Source organism: Marinobacter sp. V34 (assembly GCF_055524115.1).
Map to the genome: position 1 here is coordinate 592855 of NZ_JBUPZY010000001.1, position 15395 is coordinate 608249.

A 15395-nucleotide genomic window follows, 5' to 3' on the forward strand; every position below is an offset into this window, starting at 1 on the left:
GAGGGTTATAGTTACTATAAGGTCAATGGCGATGCGCGAAAAACGCTACACGGTCGGTCGGCTATCTGATCACACAAGCATCAAGCCCGTAACCATCCGATACTATGAAAAAGTTGGGCTCATACCGAAAGCCGCCCGTTCGGAATCCGGCTATCGCCTGTACTCCGAAGCGGATCATTCGCGGTTGCTGTTTATCCGACGAAGCCGGGGGCTTGGATTCAGCCTTGACGACATCCGTGAACTGCTCTCGTTAGCCGACCGACAGCAGGACTCCTGTGCTGGCGTCGATGCCAAAGTTGAGCAACAGTTGGAGCAAGTCCGCTCCCGACTAAAAGATTTGCGTGCGATGGAACACGAGTTGGAAAGGTTGAGTGCGTGTTGTGACGGCGGGGTTATTATGGACTGCCGAATTATCGAGACTCTGTCCGGCGAGACATAGGTGCGCCCCTTCAGAAGCGGCATCGAGAGGGTAATTGGTCCCCCCCCCGGCCTCGGTTCCACATGGCAGCCCCGGTGAGTTGCTGGCTTACACTTTTCAGTCCAGTTTCTGGACAACCAACTCTTCGATAGCTGTCGCAACTGCCTTACATTTCCTGGCATTCAACGCATCCGAGTGGGGCTGGCCGAACCGACAGGCCTTTCCCTTCAATGCCAGCATTGTCAGACCTCCACAACGACCTTGCCGATTGCCCGGCCGCTGGTGAGGCGATCATGGGCTTTTCCCACCTCCAAGAGGCTGAATGTCTGCTCATCCAGGAGGGGTGTAAGGCCACCTCGATCCACGATCTGCGCCAACTGCGACAGAATGTCACCGTGCACTTTCCGATGATGGTTGTGCAACATGGGAATCAGCATGAAGACCACATGAATCGACAGACCTTTGAAGTGAGCGGCGGTGAGATCCAACTCAACCATGGCTACGGTCGTGCTCACATTGCCATTGAGGGCCGCAGCTTCAAAACTGTTGGCCAGGTTCGCGCCGCCAACGGAGTCGAAAACCACATCAAACCCGGCGCCTGAAGTGTGGGCCTGAACGTAGTCGGCAACGGTTTCAGTCTTGTAGTCAATCGGCGTAGCGCCGTAACCTTTGATGATATCGAATGCCTGGTCACCCGTGGCCGTTGAATAGACATTGGCTCCGAAATGCCTGGCCAGCTGAACCGCAACATGGCCAACGCCGCCAGTTCCACCTTGGACCAGCACTTTCTGTCCGGCCTTTACGCCGGCTCTTTGAAGGCCTTCAAATGCAGTGATACCAACTAGGGGTAGAGCGGCTGCTTCACGCATCGACAGGCTCTTGGGCTTGTGAGCAATTAGCCGTGCGTCAGCGGGCATGAACTCAGCCAGTGCACCCTGCAAATCGGCCAGGCCGCCAGCACATCCGTACACCTCGTCGCCGGATACAAAGCCAGTCACACCTTCGCCCACCGCCTCAATAGTTCCGGCGAAGTCCATGCCGAGCACTGCGGGCAGGTCAGGGGAAAGGGGGAGATCCTTGCCCATCTGGCGGATCATGGTGTCGACGGTGTTGATGCTCGTTGCCGCAACGCGGACGATCACCTGGCCGGGTTGCGCCGAGGGTGTGGCCATTTCCGTTTGCTCAAACGCTGCCTGCTCGCCGTATTGGTTGAGAACCATCGCTTTCATTGTGTGCCTCCAATTCATTCTGTGGTTTGTTCAGGTATCTACCGAACAGAATAGAGGGTCGTATAATCGGAATAAATGGCTAATAATGGTTTTCAGAATTCGCAAAATGGATATAAAGGCGTGGACACTCAAGGAATAAAGTTGTTTGTTTTGGCGGCGGAGAAACTCAACATCAGTGCCGCCGGGCGGGAATTGGGCATGCCTCCGGCTGTCGCCAGTGCAAGGCTGGCCAAACTGGAGAAAACGGTCGGGGCCGATCTTCTGCGGCGTTCCACTCGGAAAGTGGCACTGTCTACTGAGGGCGCGGAGTTTTTGCCATTCGCAAAGGAAATTCTGGCGCAGGAGAACGCTGCACTAGCGGCAATGGGGTTCGGCAATGAGCACGTGTCGGGCACCCTGCGATTCGCTGCATCCAGCACCTTCGCTCAGCAATACGTTGTGCCGCTGGTACCTGCGTTTCTGGAGATGTATCCGGGCATCAATCTGGATCTGCGGTTGTCAGATATGGAGTTGGATCTTATCCAAGGCAGTTTCGACCTCGCGCTGAGGGATGCTGTGTTACCGGACAGCAACCTGAAAGCGCGAAAGCTGGCCGACGACAGGCGCATATTCTGCGCATCCCCAGAGTACCTGAAGAAATGGGGGATTCCGGAGCATCCCGATGATTTGAAGTCCCATCAATTGGTGGCTTTTAAATCCCAGGCTACGATAGCGTTGGTTGGCCCCCGAGGGGAAAAGGGGCAGTTCAACCCTCGTGATTCTCAGAATCGACTGACTATTGACGATGGTTTGAGTCACAAAATCGCGACCATGGAGGGGGCGGGAATCGCCATGCACGCCCTTTGGAGTGTTCATCGAGAACTTGCAGCCGGGGCTTTGGTACAAGTCCTTCCAGACTTCCGAATGGACGTAGAACCGGCACTTTGGTTGGTGTATCCGAAATCCAACGTATTAACGGCCAAGGTTCGGGTATTCATCGATTTTTTGCTGGAACGGATTGGGGACAGACTGGCCTGGTATTAAACCCAAAGAAACATCCACCGCAAAACTAGTGATGATCAAGAGGCGCTGGCGCCTCGAGGCCTTAGCTGCCTCACAGCTTACTCAACTACAGTACACCTAAAACAGCATTTGCGCTTGACCAGTTTAAAGTCAGTCCTTGAAGACCTTAACCCTCCATTAACCAGCCTTTCGATAGTCTGAATCCAGTCGATTACCGCAGCCCCGATCGTGCCTGACTGGATTTTGTTTATGTGTCGCTTCCCCTGCTCGAAAGTATTACTGATTGCTTTGTGCTGCTTGACTGCTGCCGGCTGCAGTTCGTTGTCCACAAGCCCGGATTATCTGGCTCAGGCCGATTCTGACCGTCAGAACCTTGTCTCCTGGTCTGAGCTGGACGAAGGTTCCGAAACAGCCTACCTGGATGATCTGGTCAATAGCGATGCTCTGAGCGCGCTGATTGCCGAAGCGCGCGCAGCCAACCCGGATCTGGGGCAAACGCTGCTTTCCCTCGAAATTCTCCAGGCTCAATACCGGGCGACTCGGGCAGACCAGCTCCCCGAGGTCGAGGCTGGCTTCGGCGCCAATAAAACGGAAGACCTCGATACTTTCTACACCGGCAGCATCAGCGTCAGCTGGGAACTGGATTTGTGGGCGAAGATCTCTGATGAGGCGTCGGCAGCTGAGAGCGATGTCGCCGAACAGCTGGCTCTCTACCAGGCTGCCCGGGATACGCTCGCAGCCGAGGTTATGCAGGGCTGGCTGAAGCTGGTTAATCTGAATCGATCTGTTGCTATCGCAGAACAACGCGTGGAACTGCTGGAAAAAAACGAACAGTGGATTCTTCAGCGCTACCGATCCGGTTTGGGTGACCTTGAGGACCTCGACAGTGCCCAAAGCTCGGCAGCCAGTGCCAGAGCGACGCTGTTTGCCACTCAGGAATCCCTGCAGCAGCAACAAAGAGCTTTGAACCTGTTGCTCGGCCGGAGTCATGGCAGCACGGCCATTGCCGCCGACTACCCGCAAGTTCTTTTGCCCCTGGCCGACCTTGCCGACCAGACGTTACAGCGCCGACCAGACCTTAAAGCAGGCTATCTGGCCATAGAAGCAAGCGACTTTCGTACGTCTGTTGTCTACAAAGAAATGCTGCCATCGATCAGCCTGGGAGCGGCCCTGAGCGACACAGGCACATCGCCCGGCGAGGCTCTGTTGAAAAACCCGGTTTGGTCATTGCTTGGTCAATTAACGGCGCCTTTGTTTCGTGGAGGTGAGCTGAAAGCCAATGCGGAAGCCGCCGAACTGACCACAGCCAGGAGCTATCAGGCATACCGGGAAACCTTACTGAACGCAGTGCAGGAAGTTGAAAATGCAATCGGCCAGGAATCAAGTCTGGCCAAACAGCAACAGCAGATAGACAGCGCATTGCTGAGTGCCCGCCGCAACTATCAGCAGTACCAGCAGAAATACCGGAATGGTCTGGTTTCTGTACTCGACCTACTCGAAGTGCAACAGCAGACCTTTGATCTGGAATCACAACTTAACGACTTAAACTACGAACGTCTGGGCAACCGAATCACACTCGGGCTTGCACTGGGGCTGGGCATCAAGGAGACCGATCAGTCATGACCCGACCATACGCAAAATGGCTTGTTTTGTTGGCCGCCGTTGGCGTGCTGATCACCGTATTCCTTTATAACGGTCAGAAGCTTCAGGAACAGGAAAGTCGATCACTGCCCGCGAAAGAGGATGGGGGTATTGCACCGGATGTCGGTGTTATTCCGGTAATAACAGGATCTCATGCCGTCAACGTTGAAGCTTTTGGTGCGGCCAGGTCGCGATATGAGATAACTCTCACTGCCCAGGTTTCCGGTCAGGTCTCTGAACTGGCAAGCGCGTTTGAATCCGGACGTATCGTAAGCAAGGGCGACCTTCTTTTGGCATTGGAAGACAGCGATTATCGTGCAGCGCTTGCCAGTGCAGAAAACGATCTGGCCAGTGCGCAGGTAGATCTTCTCGAGGCCGAAAGAGAAGCAGAGCAGGCCGTTCTGGAGTGGAAGGCTTCCGGAATGACCGGCGAGCCGGACTCTTCGTTGGTCCTGCATGAACCTCAAGTAAAACAAGCCCAAGCGGCAGTCGCTAACGCCGAAGCTGCGGTAATCAGTGCCAAAAAAGATCTGGCGCAAACCCGTGTTAAAGCGCCTTTTGACGCGCTGGTTGTCAGCCGCTCAGTCTCACCGGGCAGCTATTTGCAGGCCGGTAACGACATAGCTGAACTCTACAGTGTGGACCGAATCGAGATCTCTTTGCCTTTATCTCAACTCGACTGGCAGAAGCTGCCGGGTATCGAAGTGCTGGATAACGGTGAATGGCCGGTAAAGCTGGTTTCTGTTGAAACCGGGCAACAATGGCAAGGTTATATCCAACGCACGCAACTGCACCTGGATGAGACAAGCCGACAGCAGTCAGTGATCGCAGCTTTAGATCGGCCACTGGAGCAGGCCAGCATGCTGGCGCCTGGTACATTCCTCAGGGCGGAAATCGAGGGCCGTGAACTGAGCGATCTCTGGCGCTTGCCTTCGTCCTCACTCAGCCAGCGAGGGGAAGTCTGGTACGTAAACGATGGCGTTCTGGCCAGGTTCTCTGCAGACCCGGTTGCCAGAGATGAGCAGGCCATCTATATCCGTCCACCAGCCTCCCTTTACGGCCAAACTGTGAACGTGCTGACGCATCCATTGAGCACCTATCTGCCAGGCATGGCTGTTCATCCGGTGGAGGCGTCCGATGACTGATCAAAGCTGGAACAAAGGCATCATACCCTGGTTTGCCAATAACCCGGTTGCGGCCAACCTTCTGCTGATCTTGGTGATCGGCCTTGGCGTTCTCCAGGTTGGAGATCTTCGCAAAGAAGCGTTTCCGAGCACAGAACCAGACAGCATTTCTGTCTCGGTCAACTATAACAGTGGCTCAGCACAGCAGTCGGAAGAAGGGCTGGCTATCAAGATCGAGGAACAGCTGGAAGATGTTAACGGCATAGATGACATCACCAGTACGTCTACCTCCAGCGGCACAAAAGTTACTATCGAAAAGAAAAGTGATTACGACCTGGATGTGTTGTTGCGGGACGTAAAAAACAAAGTGGATGCGATTTCCACCTTCCCGGCCGATGCCAAGAGCCCGGTTATTGAAAAAGCGGAACGTGAGGAGCACTCGCTCTGGTTGCAGCTCCATGGTGAAACCGACCGTCACACCCTGCAGCAACTGGCCGAAGAACTGAAAGCTGACCTGCTGGCAAAGGCTGACATCAGCCGGGTCAGCAAATCCGGTTGGCTTGACCCCATGATGTCGATAGAGATCGATGAGGGGCGTTTACAGGCCTACGGTTTGTCCCTGTCGGATGTCGAGGATGCGATCAATCAGGGCTCCTCCAGCACAATGACAGCGGTCCTGAAAAATGAACAGGTCTATCTTCAACTGAAAGCTTCGCAACAGGCTTATCTTAAAGAAGAATTTGCAGCCATTCCTCTGATCACCAGCAGCGATGGTGTGATTGTAGCCCTGGGTGATCTCGCTTTCATTAACGACACCTATGATGATGATACCGCGGTGCTGTCCCGCTTTGCCGGCGAAAACAGCATTGCTCTGCAAGTGATCACCACCGGCTTGGACGACATCACCGAGACGGTTGAAGCGGCCAAGCAGGTAGTCGAAGAATGGCACGGCAACGGAGCTCTGCCACAGGGCGTAGAGCTTACCAGCTGGTACGACCGGAGCACCTCTATCAGTGAACGGCTGGACCTGCTCGTCACCAACGCACTGACCGGCATTTTGATGGTGTTCGTTCTTCTGGCGCTGTTTCTGAACCTGACAGTGGCGTTCTGGGTATCCATGGGTCTGCCATTTATCTTCTTCGGAACCCTGTATTTCATGGGCGACCGGTTTGCCGGTCTTTCGCTGAACGAGTTCACCACCTTTGGTTTCATCATGGCTTTGGGAATTGTGGTGGATGATGCCGTGGTTGTGGGCGAAAGCGTTTACACCGTGCGCAAACAGGATGGCGACACCCTTCGCAACACCATCCGAGGCACCCTGCGCGTGGCGGTGCCCACACTCTTCGGTGTGTTTACCACCGTAGTGGCCTTCTATTCCCTGTCGAATCTCAGCGGCAAGCTTGGGCAGATATACGCCCAGTTCGCTGCCGTCGTCACTATTTGTCTGCTGTTGTCCATCGTCGAGTCGAAGCTCATTCTGCCGGCCCACCTGGCACACCTGAATACCCACCGCAGAGCCAGCAAGAACCCGCTCCTTGAAATCTGGCGACGTATCCAGCATGGAGCAGATTCTGGTCTTCAGTGGTTCAACGACCGGATCTATAAAACCGTTATCGACTGGGCACTTGCTTACCGGTATGCCGTTCTGGTTTTATTCCTTGCTCTGTTTGCACTGGTTATGGCGATGCCTTTTAACGGTACGGTCAAGACCAGTTTTTTTCCGAACATACCTGGTGACACGGTCCGGGCAAACGTCGCCATGGAAACCGACGCCAGCTTTGGCCTGACTCATTCCGCTCTGCTTGCTCTGGAGCAAAAAGCTCATCAGGTGGATGAGCAACTTATTAAGCGCGCCAACGTCGAAGCAGAAACCGGCATTGCCAACCTTCAGGTACTTTCCGGAAGTGACCAGGCCGGCACAGTCACGGTAGAGCTGGCGTCGGACTCCCCATACGATATCAATACCTTTTCCAACCAATGGAAACGCAGCGCTGGCCTGCCGGAAGGTGTGCGCACCCTTAGTGTCGCCAGCCGGCGCGGATCGGTAGACGCACTTCGTATTGAGCTGAGGGCTTCTGACGATGAATTGCTGACAGCAGCCGGACGGGATATCAAGGAACAGCTCGCAACCATCCCGGCGATCAGTGGCATTGAAGACAACATCGAAGCCAGCCAGCCCCGCCTGTTCCTGGAACTCAATGCACAGGGCAAGGCCCTGGGGCTGAGCACCGATACGCTGGCCCAGCAGGTGCTTCAGGCCTTCAGTGGTCAGGTGGTACAACGCTATCAGCGCAATAACGACGAAGTAGAGGTTAAAGTTCGCTACCCGGAAAGTGCCCGGGAAAACCCAACGGACGTACTGAGTGCCAACATTCGCACAGGCGACGGCACAGTGCTGCCCCTGTCCAGTGTTGCTACGGTCACCTACGGCTACTCCAGGGATACCATTACCCGGATTGACGGCAAGCGGGCGCTTTATCTCTCCGCCGAAGTGGACAAGGACATGTTGTCGGCGTCTGAATTGGTCGCCAGCCTGCAGCAGGATCTGGTTCCGACATTGGAGCGGCAATACCCGGGGCTGGATATCAATTTTGCCGGTGAAGCGGAGCAACAGGCAGAAACACAGAACTCTATGGTGCATGTGTTCATGATCGCCATGTTGGTCATCTACATGCTGTTGGCAATCCCCCTGAAATCCTACATTCAGCCCGTCCTGATCATGACCGCCATTCCATTTGGAATCGTCGGAGCAATCCTGGGGCACTGGATGAACGATCTTTCCATCAGCATTCTGTCGCTCAATGGTATTATTGCGCTCAGCGGTGTTGTCGTGAATGACAGTCTTTTGCTGGTGTCTCGTTACAATGAACTGAAACCCGATGCAGATCATCAAATCGAAGCGATCAGTAAAGCGTGCCGGAGCCGTTTGCGTGCGGTTCTTTTGACGTCATTCACAACCTTTGCCGGCCTGGCGCCTCTGCTGTCTGAAACATCAGCGCAGGCACAGTTTCTGATACCAGCCGCCGTGGCATTGGGATACGGGATTATGTTCGCAACCGTCATCACCCTCATTCTGATACCTGTACTGGTCGCTATTCAGCACGATGTGACCGAAAGATTCACAGATATTCGCCGCTGGTTTACTGTGGGGCCAGATAAACAAGAGTCCGATCCATGCTGAAACTGTTATTGGCCGAAGACGATCTCGACCTGGCTCAGACGCTGGTGCAATACCTGGAGCTGGAGGGGTTCATCTGTGACCATGTTAGCAACGGCATTGCCGGGCTGAATTTGATTAAACAAAGCAGCTACGATGTCCTGTTGCTGGATATCAATATGCCTCGCCTGGACGGGCTTGGCCTTTGCCAGCGTATACGGGAGCAGGGCATCGATACCCCCGTATTGATGCTGACAGCGCGCGATCAGCTTGACGATAAACTGCAGGGATTCAACGCCGGCACCGATGATTATCTGGTTAAACCCTTCGAAATGGAGGAGCTATTGGCCAGGGTCCGGGCGCTCTCACACAGACGCAGCGGCCAGATTCAAAAACTCACCTGCGGTGATCTGCAGATGAACCTCAGTGAGAAGAGCGTGCAGCGAAACGGTCAGGCCCTGAAATTGTCGCCCACGAGTTGGCGACTGCTCGAACGCCTGATGCGTGCCTCACCGTCCCCGGTATCTCGTGAGGAGCTGATGGACTCTGCCTGGGGGGATGACCACCCCGATAGCAACAGCCTCAAGGTGCATATTTACAACCTGCGCAAGGCCATCGATGGGCCCTTTGACGAGCCGCTGCTGCACACGATCAGCGGAGCCGGCTTTGCTCTCAAATCTCCCGGAACGGCCAAAACAGATGTTTAGATCCAGGATCAGCCTCAAAACAGTTCTGATAGCCTCCTTTGTGGCTTTGGGGCTCATTCTGGTCGCTGCCTACACACTGGTCGCGAAGGAGCATTTCATCCGGGGGCTCGATGCGGCGATGGCCGGCAATATGGAAAAAGCAGCTCAAACGTTCAGTGAGGTGATTGGCGCAGAGGAAAGTGAGCAGGTCAGAGAGTTCAGCGGTTTTGACGTTGCAACACAATGGAGTAACTTGCCGGCCTACGCTCTTCGGGCCTTTCCGAATGGGCCGGGCAAATCTGGCCAATTACTTAAACAAGAAAACAGCGCGTGGTTCAGCCGTCCGAAGTCGATCGTCTTTGCGATGCGCGACGATACCGCTCACGGTCCACTTTACCTGAGTCAGAAAGTGACACCTCGACAAGCATCGGAGGTGCTACCTCAAGCCTCGCGGCAAAACCGAGTGTTCACTCTGACCGTCAGTATGCTGGTGATTGGTTTTGTTTCTATTGTTGGCTGGCTGCTCTTGTGGCATGTGTCCCGCCCCATGGCAGCTTTGCGAGCCTGGACCCATTCCCTCGACAACGAAAAACTCTCGCACCCTGTGCCAGATTTTTCTTATCCCGAGCTGAATGAAATGGCTGAGCTTATCCGCAACAGTCTCTCCTCGGTGCAGCAAGCGGTAGACCGTGAGCGACGCTTTCTCAGACACGCCAGCCATGAGCTCCGGACACCGATCAGCACAATCCGCTCGAACATCGAGCTACACCGAAAGCTAACTCAAACGCGAGAAAAGTTAGCGGACGAGCAAAGCATCGTCGATCGTATCGACCGCGCCAGTCTGACTATGAAGCATCTAACTGAAACGCTGCTCTGGCTGAATCATGAACCGGACGCCCCGCTTCAGTCCGAGGTAGTCGATCTGTCAGAGTTGGTGCGCGAGTTGTCGGCCGAGATGACGTATCTTTTGGCCGGCAAACCGGTGACTACAGAAATCAGTACCTTGCCATATAGTTGCTCTGTGCCTTTGGTGCCCGCACGTATCATTCTGGGCAACCTCATCCGAAATGCTTTCCAGCACTGTTGGGAGGGCACCGTTGTAATTGAACAGCAGGAAGGCAGGGTTACGATCAGCAATCCGGTAGAACCAGATGCACAAAACCCTTCCCCGGCATCGTCAGAAAATACGGGTTACGGCCTGGGGCTGGAGCTGACAGCAAGCCTCAGTCAAAGAATCGGATGGCATTACACATCGAGCCGCGAGGGCAACTATCATCGCGTTGTTGTTGAGATTGGAACTAAAACGGTTGGTTGAGACGGTTTGGGTAGATGTGGAAGGATGGCTGGTACCCCCGGCAGGACTCGAACCTGCTACCTTCCCCTTAGGAGGGGGACGCTCTATCCAGATGAGCTACGGGGGCTAATCGTCAGAAGGCGGGTATGATAGCGGGCTCGGTGAAGTGTCTCAAGGGCCTGCGGGATTACTTCCGGAATAGAAGGAGAACGCAATGGCAGAAATTCGACTGAAGCGAGCTTATGATGAGCCAGCTCGATCAGACGGACCAAGGCTGTTGGTCGATCGTGTGTGGCCCAGGGGCGTTGCCAAGGAGCAGGCTAACCTGGCTGAGTGGCTTAAAGGTTTGGCGCCTTCCACAGAGCTTCGAAAATGGTTCGGTCACGACCCAGCCAAATGGGAAGGGTTTTTGGAAAAGTATCTGCAGGAACTGGCGTCGGCCGATAATGCAGATCTGAATGCTCTGGCCTCCTATGTTGATAAGCACGATCGAATCACGCTGGTATTTGCGGCCAAAGATACAGATCATAATAATGCGGTAGCGTTGAAACAGTTTATTGAAACGAAGCAGTTACCAGCCTAGTCAGTCACCGGGGATACCAATCGCATTGAAGACAGCATTACACCAATCTTCAGAACCGTCACCGCTGCGCGTGAGTTGCATTGTGCCGGTATGGCAGGAAGCGGGTGCTATTCGCGACACTTTGAATCATTTGCAGCCACTCAGGGCGGCGGGCCATGAAGTGATTGTGGTGGACGGTGGCAGTGATGATGGCACCGTAAGGCTGGCGGAGGGGCATTGTGATCGGGTTATCCAGTCGAAGCTCGGGCGGGCTGCGCAAATGAACGCGGGAGCGCAGGCTGCCAATGGCGATGTTTTGCTGTTCCTGCATGCGGACACCCGCCTACCGGATTCCGCTCTGGCGGCGCTGGAGCAATTCCAGTTCAATCGCAAAGCATGGGGGCGATTCAATGTACGCCTCAGCGGTCAGCGTATGGTCTTCCGGGTGATTGCATGGTTTATGAATCAACGCTCCTGGCTGACGGGCATCGCCACGGGTGACCAGGCGTTATTCGTGCGTCGGCCGGTGTTTGAGGCCTTGCGCGGATTTGAAGAGATTCCGCTGATGGAGGATGTGGAGCTATCCTCCCGGTTGAGACTGGTGTCACGACCGTTTCGCATTACCGATCCTGTGGTTACGGACAGTCGTCGCTGGGAACAGCAGGGCGCCTGGCGTACCATCCTGCTGATGTGGCGGTTGCGCTGGCGCTATTGGCGCGGCGACTCGCCGGAAACCCTTGTCGCTTTCTATCAATCGGATGTTCGTAATGCCCGCAAGTCCTGATGCTTCTGCGTTGGTTATGCAGTTCTCCAAATGGCCGGAAGCGGGCAGGGTGAAAACCCGTCTGATGCCGGAACTCGGCGCCAATGGCGCGATGGCGGCGCACGTCAGGCTCAGCCTGGCGGTGCTCGACAATCTGGTTGCCAGTGGTTATACCGTCCGCTTCCTGTGGGACCGGGCGTTAAAGAATGCGCCGGAAGGTGCCACGCCGGTTCTGGAGCGACTTGACGTCCATGGTGTTGAGCAGTCCCTGCAGGAAGGTGATGTACTGGGAGAGCGCATGTCGCGGGCGCTTGAATCGGCGTTGCGTGGGTTTGGTAAGGCGATGATCGTGGGCAGCGATTGCCCGTCGGTGGATGCGGAGTATGTGCGTCTGGCCGTGGCGGCACTGGATGAGGTTGATGTGGCGCTAGGGCCATCGGAGGACGGAGGCTATGTCCTTATTGGTGCGCGCCGGGTAATCCCTGGCATGCTGGCCGACGTGGCATGGGGGACGGACAGGGCTTTGTCGCAAACCTGTGACCGTCTTGCGCAGGCGGATGTGTCGTTCAGGTTGCTGCCACAAAAGTGGGATGTGGACGAGCCTGAAGACTGGCACCGATTTATTGGCCAGTCTTCAGGTTGAAGGCCGGTCAGGCGTCTGGAACACCGCCTCGTTGCAGTAGCTGTTCAACCATGTTGGGTTGGTCTTTGGCCTCTGCTGCAGTGAACACCCGCAGTGCCTGTTTACGTTCAATGACCTGTTTTTGCAGGGTGTTGACCAAGGCTTCCCGGGTAACGTCTTTGATGGCGTTCGCCAGTTTCTCACGGGAGTTGAAATCGGTCTCGCCCCGGTCGATTTCCCGCCAGTAACGTTCCGAAATTTCGCCCAATTGCCGATCCTGCTCCATCAATTTGCTGATCACAGCCTGTTTCTCGCGTGTCAGATCCTTCTCTGAGAGGTTGGACAGGGTGTCCTTGAACGCTTTGGAAAATTCCCGCACAGCCTGATCGATCTCGTCGCCGCTGGCCCCCGGAGACTGAACCACAAAGCCCAACGCTGGCGTCTCCAGCATTTCGAATGGAGTGGCGTAGACGATATAACCAAGTTGGCGGTTGGTGCGCAGCTCTTCATAGAACGGGCTGCTGATGATCTGGCCCAGCAGGCGGAAAACGGCACGCTCTTTAAAGCCAGTGTTATCGCCCTGAACATACAGTGTGTAGCCGGTGTCCGGATGGTCTACTTCCATCGGCAACACGGTTTCACCGTCCGGAACGGCGCGAACGTGGCTGCGTTCTACCGTTGTCAGATCACTGTCGTCCAGCACCATGGCGCGGATACGGTGGGTGAGGTTAAGGGCAGAGGCTTGCGTCATGTTGCCATGGGCCAGTAATACTGGGTCAACCTGGGATACAAACGCTTCGGCAAAGGATTTGAGCTCATCCAGCGTAACGTCCCTGGCGGCCTTGAGCTTCTCTTCCGTGCTCCAGGCGCCTTCGATCAGCAGGCTCTGGATGAATCCCGAAGTCTGCTGGGCCGGGCGTTCCTTTGCCTTGTTCTGAAGCCCATCAATCATGTTCTGGCGCGCAATGCGAAAACGCTGCTCGGTGAGCGTGGGGTCCGCCACTTGGGTAAGGATACGGGCCATCAGAGTGTGCAATTTGTCGCTGTAACCGCCAACGCGGATGGTGATGCCCCGGAGGTGAGGATAGATGCTGTAATCCAGCCCCGCTAACTGGGCGGGATAGGCCCAGGCGTTCACGTTGGTATTGATGGCATCCACCAGCAATGAAGACAACACATTGCTGCGGGCAGATGCCCGTGTCGCCGGGGTTCGCAGGCTGAGGTACACGTTGGCCTTAGGGGTTTCAAACCGGGTGTCCCGGGCGTACCAGACGTCCATGCCGCTGATGGTGCCCATGGCGACGGGCTGCTCCATGGTTGCGCCATCGATCATGCCGAGTTCTTCGGGAATAAAGGGGTTTTCGAGCGGCAGAGCCAGCCTTGTCACCATGCGGTTGTCGTCCCGAGGCTGAAGGTCCGGGGTGTTGAGCGTCTTCAGTTTCCAGGCGGCGTCGTACCACTGGGTCAGGTTGGGGTTCTCAAGGTTGGGCTCTGTTTCCAGGACGGATACCAGCACGTTATCCGTGGTAAGACGGTCCAGAATGCTCCGATACTGATCAGGTGCGTAGCTCTCCATCATCCACGGCGCTTGCAGGACGTCTTCCGGCGCCACGTGCCGCATCTGCATGGACAGGTGCATCACTTCCTGCACGGGCTGGCTTTTTTCCCGGAACCGGAAATCGATCTGAGCCAGTTGTTTCATCTCTTCGAAGCGGGTCCGGGAGATGCCTTCCTCGCGTACCTTGTCGATGTAGGCAAAGGTCAGTTCGAGGATGTTTTCCTGCTTTTCAAGGCCTTCCGGCGTCAGCGCCATGTTCAGTTCCAGGGTGGCCTCCTGGCCGGTATCCATGCCGTTACCAGCTGACAGGCTTTCCACCAGGCCGGCCTTTTTCAGCACATCAAACAGGCTGCCCGGGCCTTCGTGGCCTAACAGGCTGGCGACGTAGTTGGCTGGCTTGTCGCGGTAATGGTCTTCCTGGGACGGAATGGGGAAGGTCAGCGTCAGGTTGCGGATATCCTTCAGCGCATCGGCGTGCACCCGGGCGGGCAGGGTGTCCGGGCTGAATAGCGGCTCGCTGTGAACCTTTGCATTCAGGTTGCGGTTTTCGATGCGATCGAAGCGACCCCGTACCATGGCTTCGAGCTGGTCCAGCGATTGCGGGCCGTAGACGGCGAGTGCCATCAGGTTGGCCGAATAATGGGTTTTCCAGAAGTCGATCAGGTCCGGGCGTAGAGGTCGCTCTTCGGTGTTCTCCAGGGTGGTCAGGTTACCCACGGCAAACTGGTGAAAAGCATGGTCAGGATTGCTGACGGCCTTTTTGACGGAGTAGAAGCGGCGGCTGTCGTCTTTCTGTTTCGCGCTGTACTCTGAGTGTACGGCGCGGCGTTCGCGATCCACCAGTTCCGGTGTGAACAGCGGTGCTGAAAATTGCTCGGCGAAGCGATCCAGGGCATCTTTCAGGTGCTCGGCTTGTACGTCAAAGAAGTAGTTGGTGTCCTGAAACGCGGTAAACGCGTTGTGGCTGCCACCATGGCTTTTGATGAACTGCTGGTACTCGCCAGGGTCGGGGTACTTTTCCGTGCCCAGGAACAGCATGTGTTCAAGGAAGTGAGAAAGGCCTTCGCGGTTGGCAGGGTCATCGCCACTGCCGACGGCGACGTTCATGGATGCTGCGGCTTTGTCGGAGCCCGGCGCGGAAATCAGTAGCACCCGAAGCTGGTTGTCCAATTGCACATAACGGTAAAGGTTGTCGTCGTTCGGGCTCTTTATGGGCGATTGGCCCGCGAGGGCAACCGAACTGAAGACTACTATCAGCGCCAGAAGAAATCCTTGCTTCAGGCCAAGGAAACCTTGGGCAAATCCAGGGATGCCAGGGTGCATACAGTCTCTCTTTGCG

General features: G+C 55.6%; 13 protein-coding genes and 1 tRNA gene. 10 read left to right on the forward strand and 4 right to left on the reverse strand.

Translation table 11 applies throughout. The features are described 5' to 3' along the window. Window positions 1–31: 31 nt before the first annotated feature. The gene (locus AC0B60_RS02815; RefSeq protein ID WP_465083824.1) at window positions 32–439 is read left to right on the forward strand and encodes a MerR family transcriptional regulator; all 408 of its coding nucleotides are present in this window, start codon (window positions 32–34) and stop codon (window positions 437–439) included. A 96-nt stretch (window positions 440–535) separates the two neighbouring features. Here the strand turns inward: AC0B60_RS02815 and AC0B60_RS02820 are convergent, their stop codons facing one another. Continuing rightward, window positions 536–658, reverse strand: a complete 123-nt coding sequence (locus AC0B60_RS02820) for a hypothetical protein (protein ID WP_465083825.1) — start codon at window positions 656–658, stop codon at window positions 536–538. Window positions 659–660: 2 nt separating this feature from the next. Then, window positions 661–1647 carry a zinc-dependent alcohol dehydrogenase family protein gene (locus AC0B60_RS02825; RefSeq protein WP_465083826.1) on the reverse strand — a complete coding sequence of 329 codons (987 nt, stop codon included), beginning with the start codon at window positions 1645–1647 and terminating at the stop codon, window positions 661–663. 141 nt (window positions 1648–1788) lie between these two features. On the opposite strand from AC0B60_RS02825, the gene AC0B60_RS02830 reads away from it, so the two are divergent. From AC0B60_RS02830 to AC0B60_RS02855, 6 genes are all read left to right on the forward strand, one after another. Then, entirely contained in the window at window positions 1789–2670 is an 882-nt protein-coding gene (locus AC0B60_RS02830; protein ID WP_465083828.1) for a LysR family transcriptional regulator, read from the forward strand. A gap of 300 nt (window positions 2671–2970) precedes the next feature. After that, window positions 2971–4272: a TolC family protein gene (locus tag AC0B60_RS02835; protein WP_465083829.1), complete on the forward strand. Its 1302-nt coding sequence runs from the start codon at window positions 2971–2973 to the stop codon at window positions 4270–4272. Further along, window positions 4269–5435 (forward strand): efflux RND transporter periplasmic adaptor subunit, encoded by a 1167-nt coding sequence (locus AC0B60_RS02840; protein ID WP_465083831.1) that lies wholly within the window; start codon window positions 4269–4271, stop codon window positions 5433–5435. Before AC0B60_RS02835 ends, AC0B60_RS02840 begins: the two co-directional genes overlap by 4 nt. Next, window positions 5428–8595 (forward strand): efflux RND transporter permease subunit, encoded by a 3168-nt coding sequence (locus AC0B60_RS02845; protein ID WP_465083832.1) that lies wholly within the window; start codon window positions 5428–5430, stop codon window positions 8593–8595. Before AC0B60_RS02840 ends, AC0B60_RS02845 begins: the two co-directional genes overlap by 8 nt. Next, window positions 8589–9278: a response regulator transcription factor gene (locus tag AC0B60_RS02850; protein ID WP_465083834.1), complete on the forward strand. Its 690-nt coding sequence runs from the start codon at window positions 8589–8591 to the stop codon at window positions 9276–9278. Before AC0B60_RS02845 ends, AC0B60_RS02850 begins: the two co-directional genes overlap by 7 nt. After that, the gene (locus AC0B60_RS02855; protein ID WP_465083836.1) at window positions 9238–10572 is read left to right on the forward strand and encodes a HAMP domain-containing sensor histidine kinase; all 1335 of its coding nucleotides are present in this window, start codon (window positions 9238–9240) and stop codon (window positions 10570–10572) included. The genes AC0B60_RS02850 and AC0B60_RS02855 overlap by 41 nt, the downstream gene beginning before the upstream one ends. 29 nt (window positions 10573–10601) lie before the next feature. Here the strand turns inward: AC0B60_RS02855 and AC0B60_RS02860 are convergent. Then, window positions 10602–10678: transfer RNA gene (locus AC0B60_RS02860), tRNA-Arg, on the reverse strand. Window positions 10679–10765: 87 nt separating this feature from the next. Between AC0B60_RS02860 and AC0B60_RS02865 the strand changes: the two genes are divergently transcribed. From AC0B60_RS02865 to AC0B60_RS02875, 3 genes are read left to right on the forward strand one after another with little or no spacing between them, the layout of a single operon-like run. Beyond that, window positions 10766–11134: a DUF488 domain-containing protein gene (locus AC0B60_RS02865; RefSeq protein WP_465083838.1), complete on the forward strand. Its 369-nt coding sequence runs from the start codon at window positions 10766–10768 to the stop codon at window positions 11132–11134. A gap of 25 nt (window positions 11135–11159) precedes the next feature. Continuing rightward, window positions 11160–11897, forward strand: a complete 738-nt coding sequence (locus AC0B60_RS02870; protein WP_465083839.1) for a TIGR04283 family arsenosugar biosynthesis glycosyltransferase — start codon at window positions 11160–11162, stop codon at window positions 11895–11897. Continuing rightward, window positions 11881–12519 carry a TIGR04282 family arsenosugar biosynthesis glycosyltransferase gene (locus tag AC0B60_RS02875; RefSeq protein ID WP_465083840.1) on the forward strand — a complete coding sequence of 213 codons (639 nt, stop codon included), beginning with the start codon at window positions 11881–11883 and terminating at the stop codon, window positions 12517–12519. Before AC0B60_RS02870 ends, AC0B60_RS02875 begins: the two co-directional genes overlap by 17 nt. Before the next feature lie 7 nt (window positions 12520–12526). On the opposite strand, the gene AC0B60_RS02880 is transcribed toward AC0B60_RS02875, so the two are convergent. Continuing rightward, a complete protein-coding gene (locus AC0B60_RS02880; protein WP_465083841.1) occupies window positions 12527–15379 on the reverse strand; it encodes an insulinase family protein in 2853 nt (950 codons plus the stop codon). Window positions 15380–15395 lie beyond the last annotated feature (16 nt).

What these genes read in the sequence shown, in the direction of transcription:
- AC0B60_RS02840 (WP_465083831.1), top strand. Translation starts at nt 4,269, where the DNA reads ATGACCCGACCATACGCAAAATGGCTTGTTTTGTTGGCCGCCGTTGGC.
- AC0B60_RS02825 (WP_465083826.1), bottom strand. Translation starts at nt 1,647, where the DNA reads ATGAAAGCGATGGTTCTCAACCAATACGGCGAGCAGGCAGCGTTTGAG.
- AC0B60_RS02845 (WP_465083832.1), top strand. Translation starts at nt 5,428, where the DNA reads ATGACTGATCAAAGCTGGAACAAAGGCATCATACCCTGGTTTGCCAAT.
- AC0B60_RS02820 (WP_465083825.1), bottom strand. Translation starts at nt 658, where the DNA reads ATGCTGGCATTGAAGGGAAAGGCCTGTCGGTTCGGCCAGCCCCACTCG.
- AC0B60_RS02865 (WP_465083838.1), top strand. Translation starts at nt 10,766, where the DNA reads ATGGCAGAAATTCGACTGAAGCGAGCTTATGATGAGCCAGCTCGATCA.
- AC0B60_RS02850 (WP_465083834.1), top strand. Translation starts at nt 8,589, where the DNA reads ATGCTGAAACTGTTATTGGCCGAAGACGATCTCGACCTGGCTCAGACG.
- AC0B60_RS02880 (WP_465083841.1), bottom strand. Translation starts at nt 15,379, where the DNA reads ATGCACCCTGGCATCCCTGGATTTGCCCAAGGTTTCCTTGGCCTGAAG.
- AC0B60_RS02815 (WP_465083824.1), top strand. Translation starts at nt 32, where the DNA reads ATGCGCGAAAAACGCTACACGGTCGGTCGGCTATCTGATCACACAAGC.
- AC0B60_RS02875 (WP_465083840.1), top strand. Translation starts at nt 11,881, where the DNA reads ATGCCCGCAAGTCCTGATGCTTCTGCGTTGGTTATGCAGTTCTCCAAA.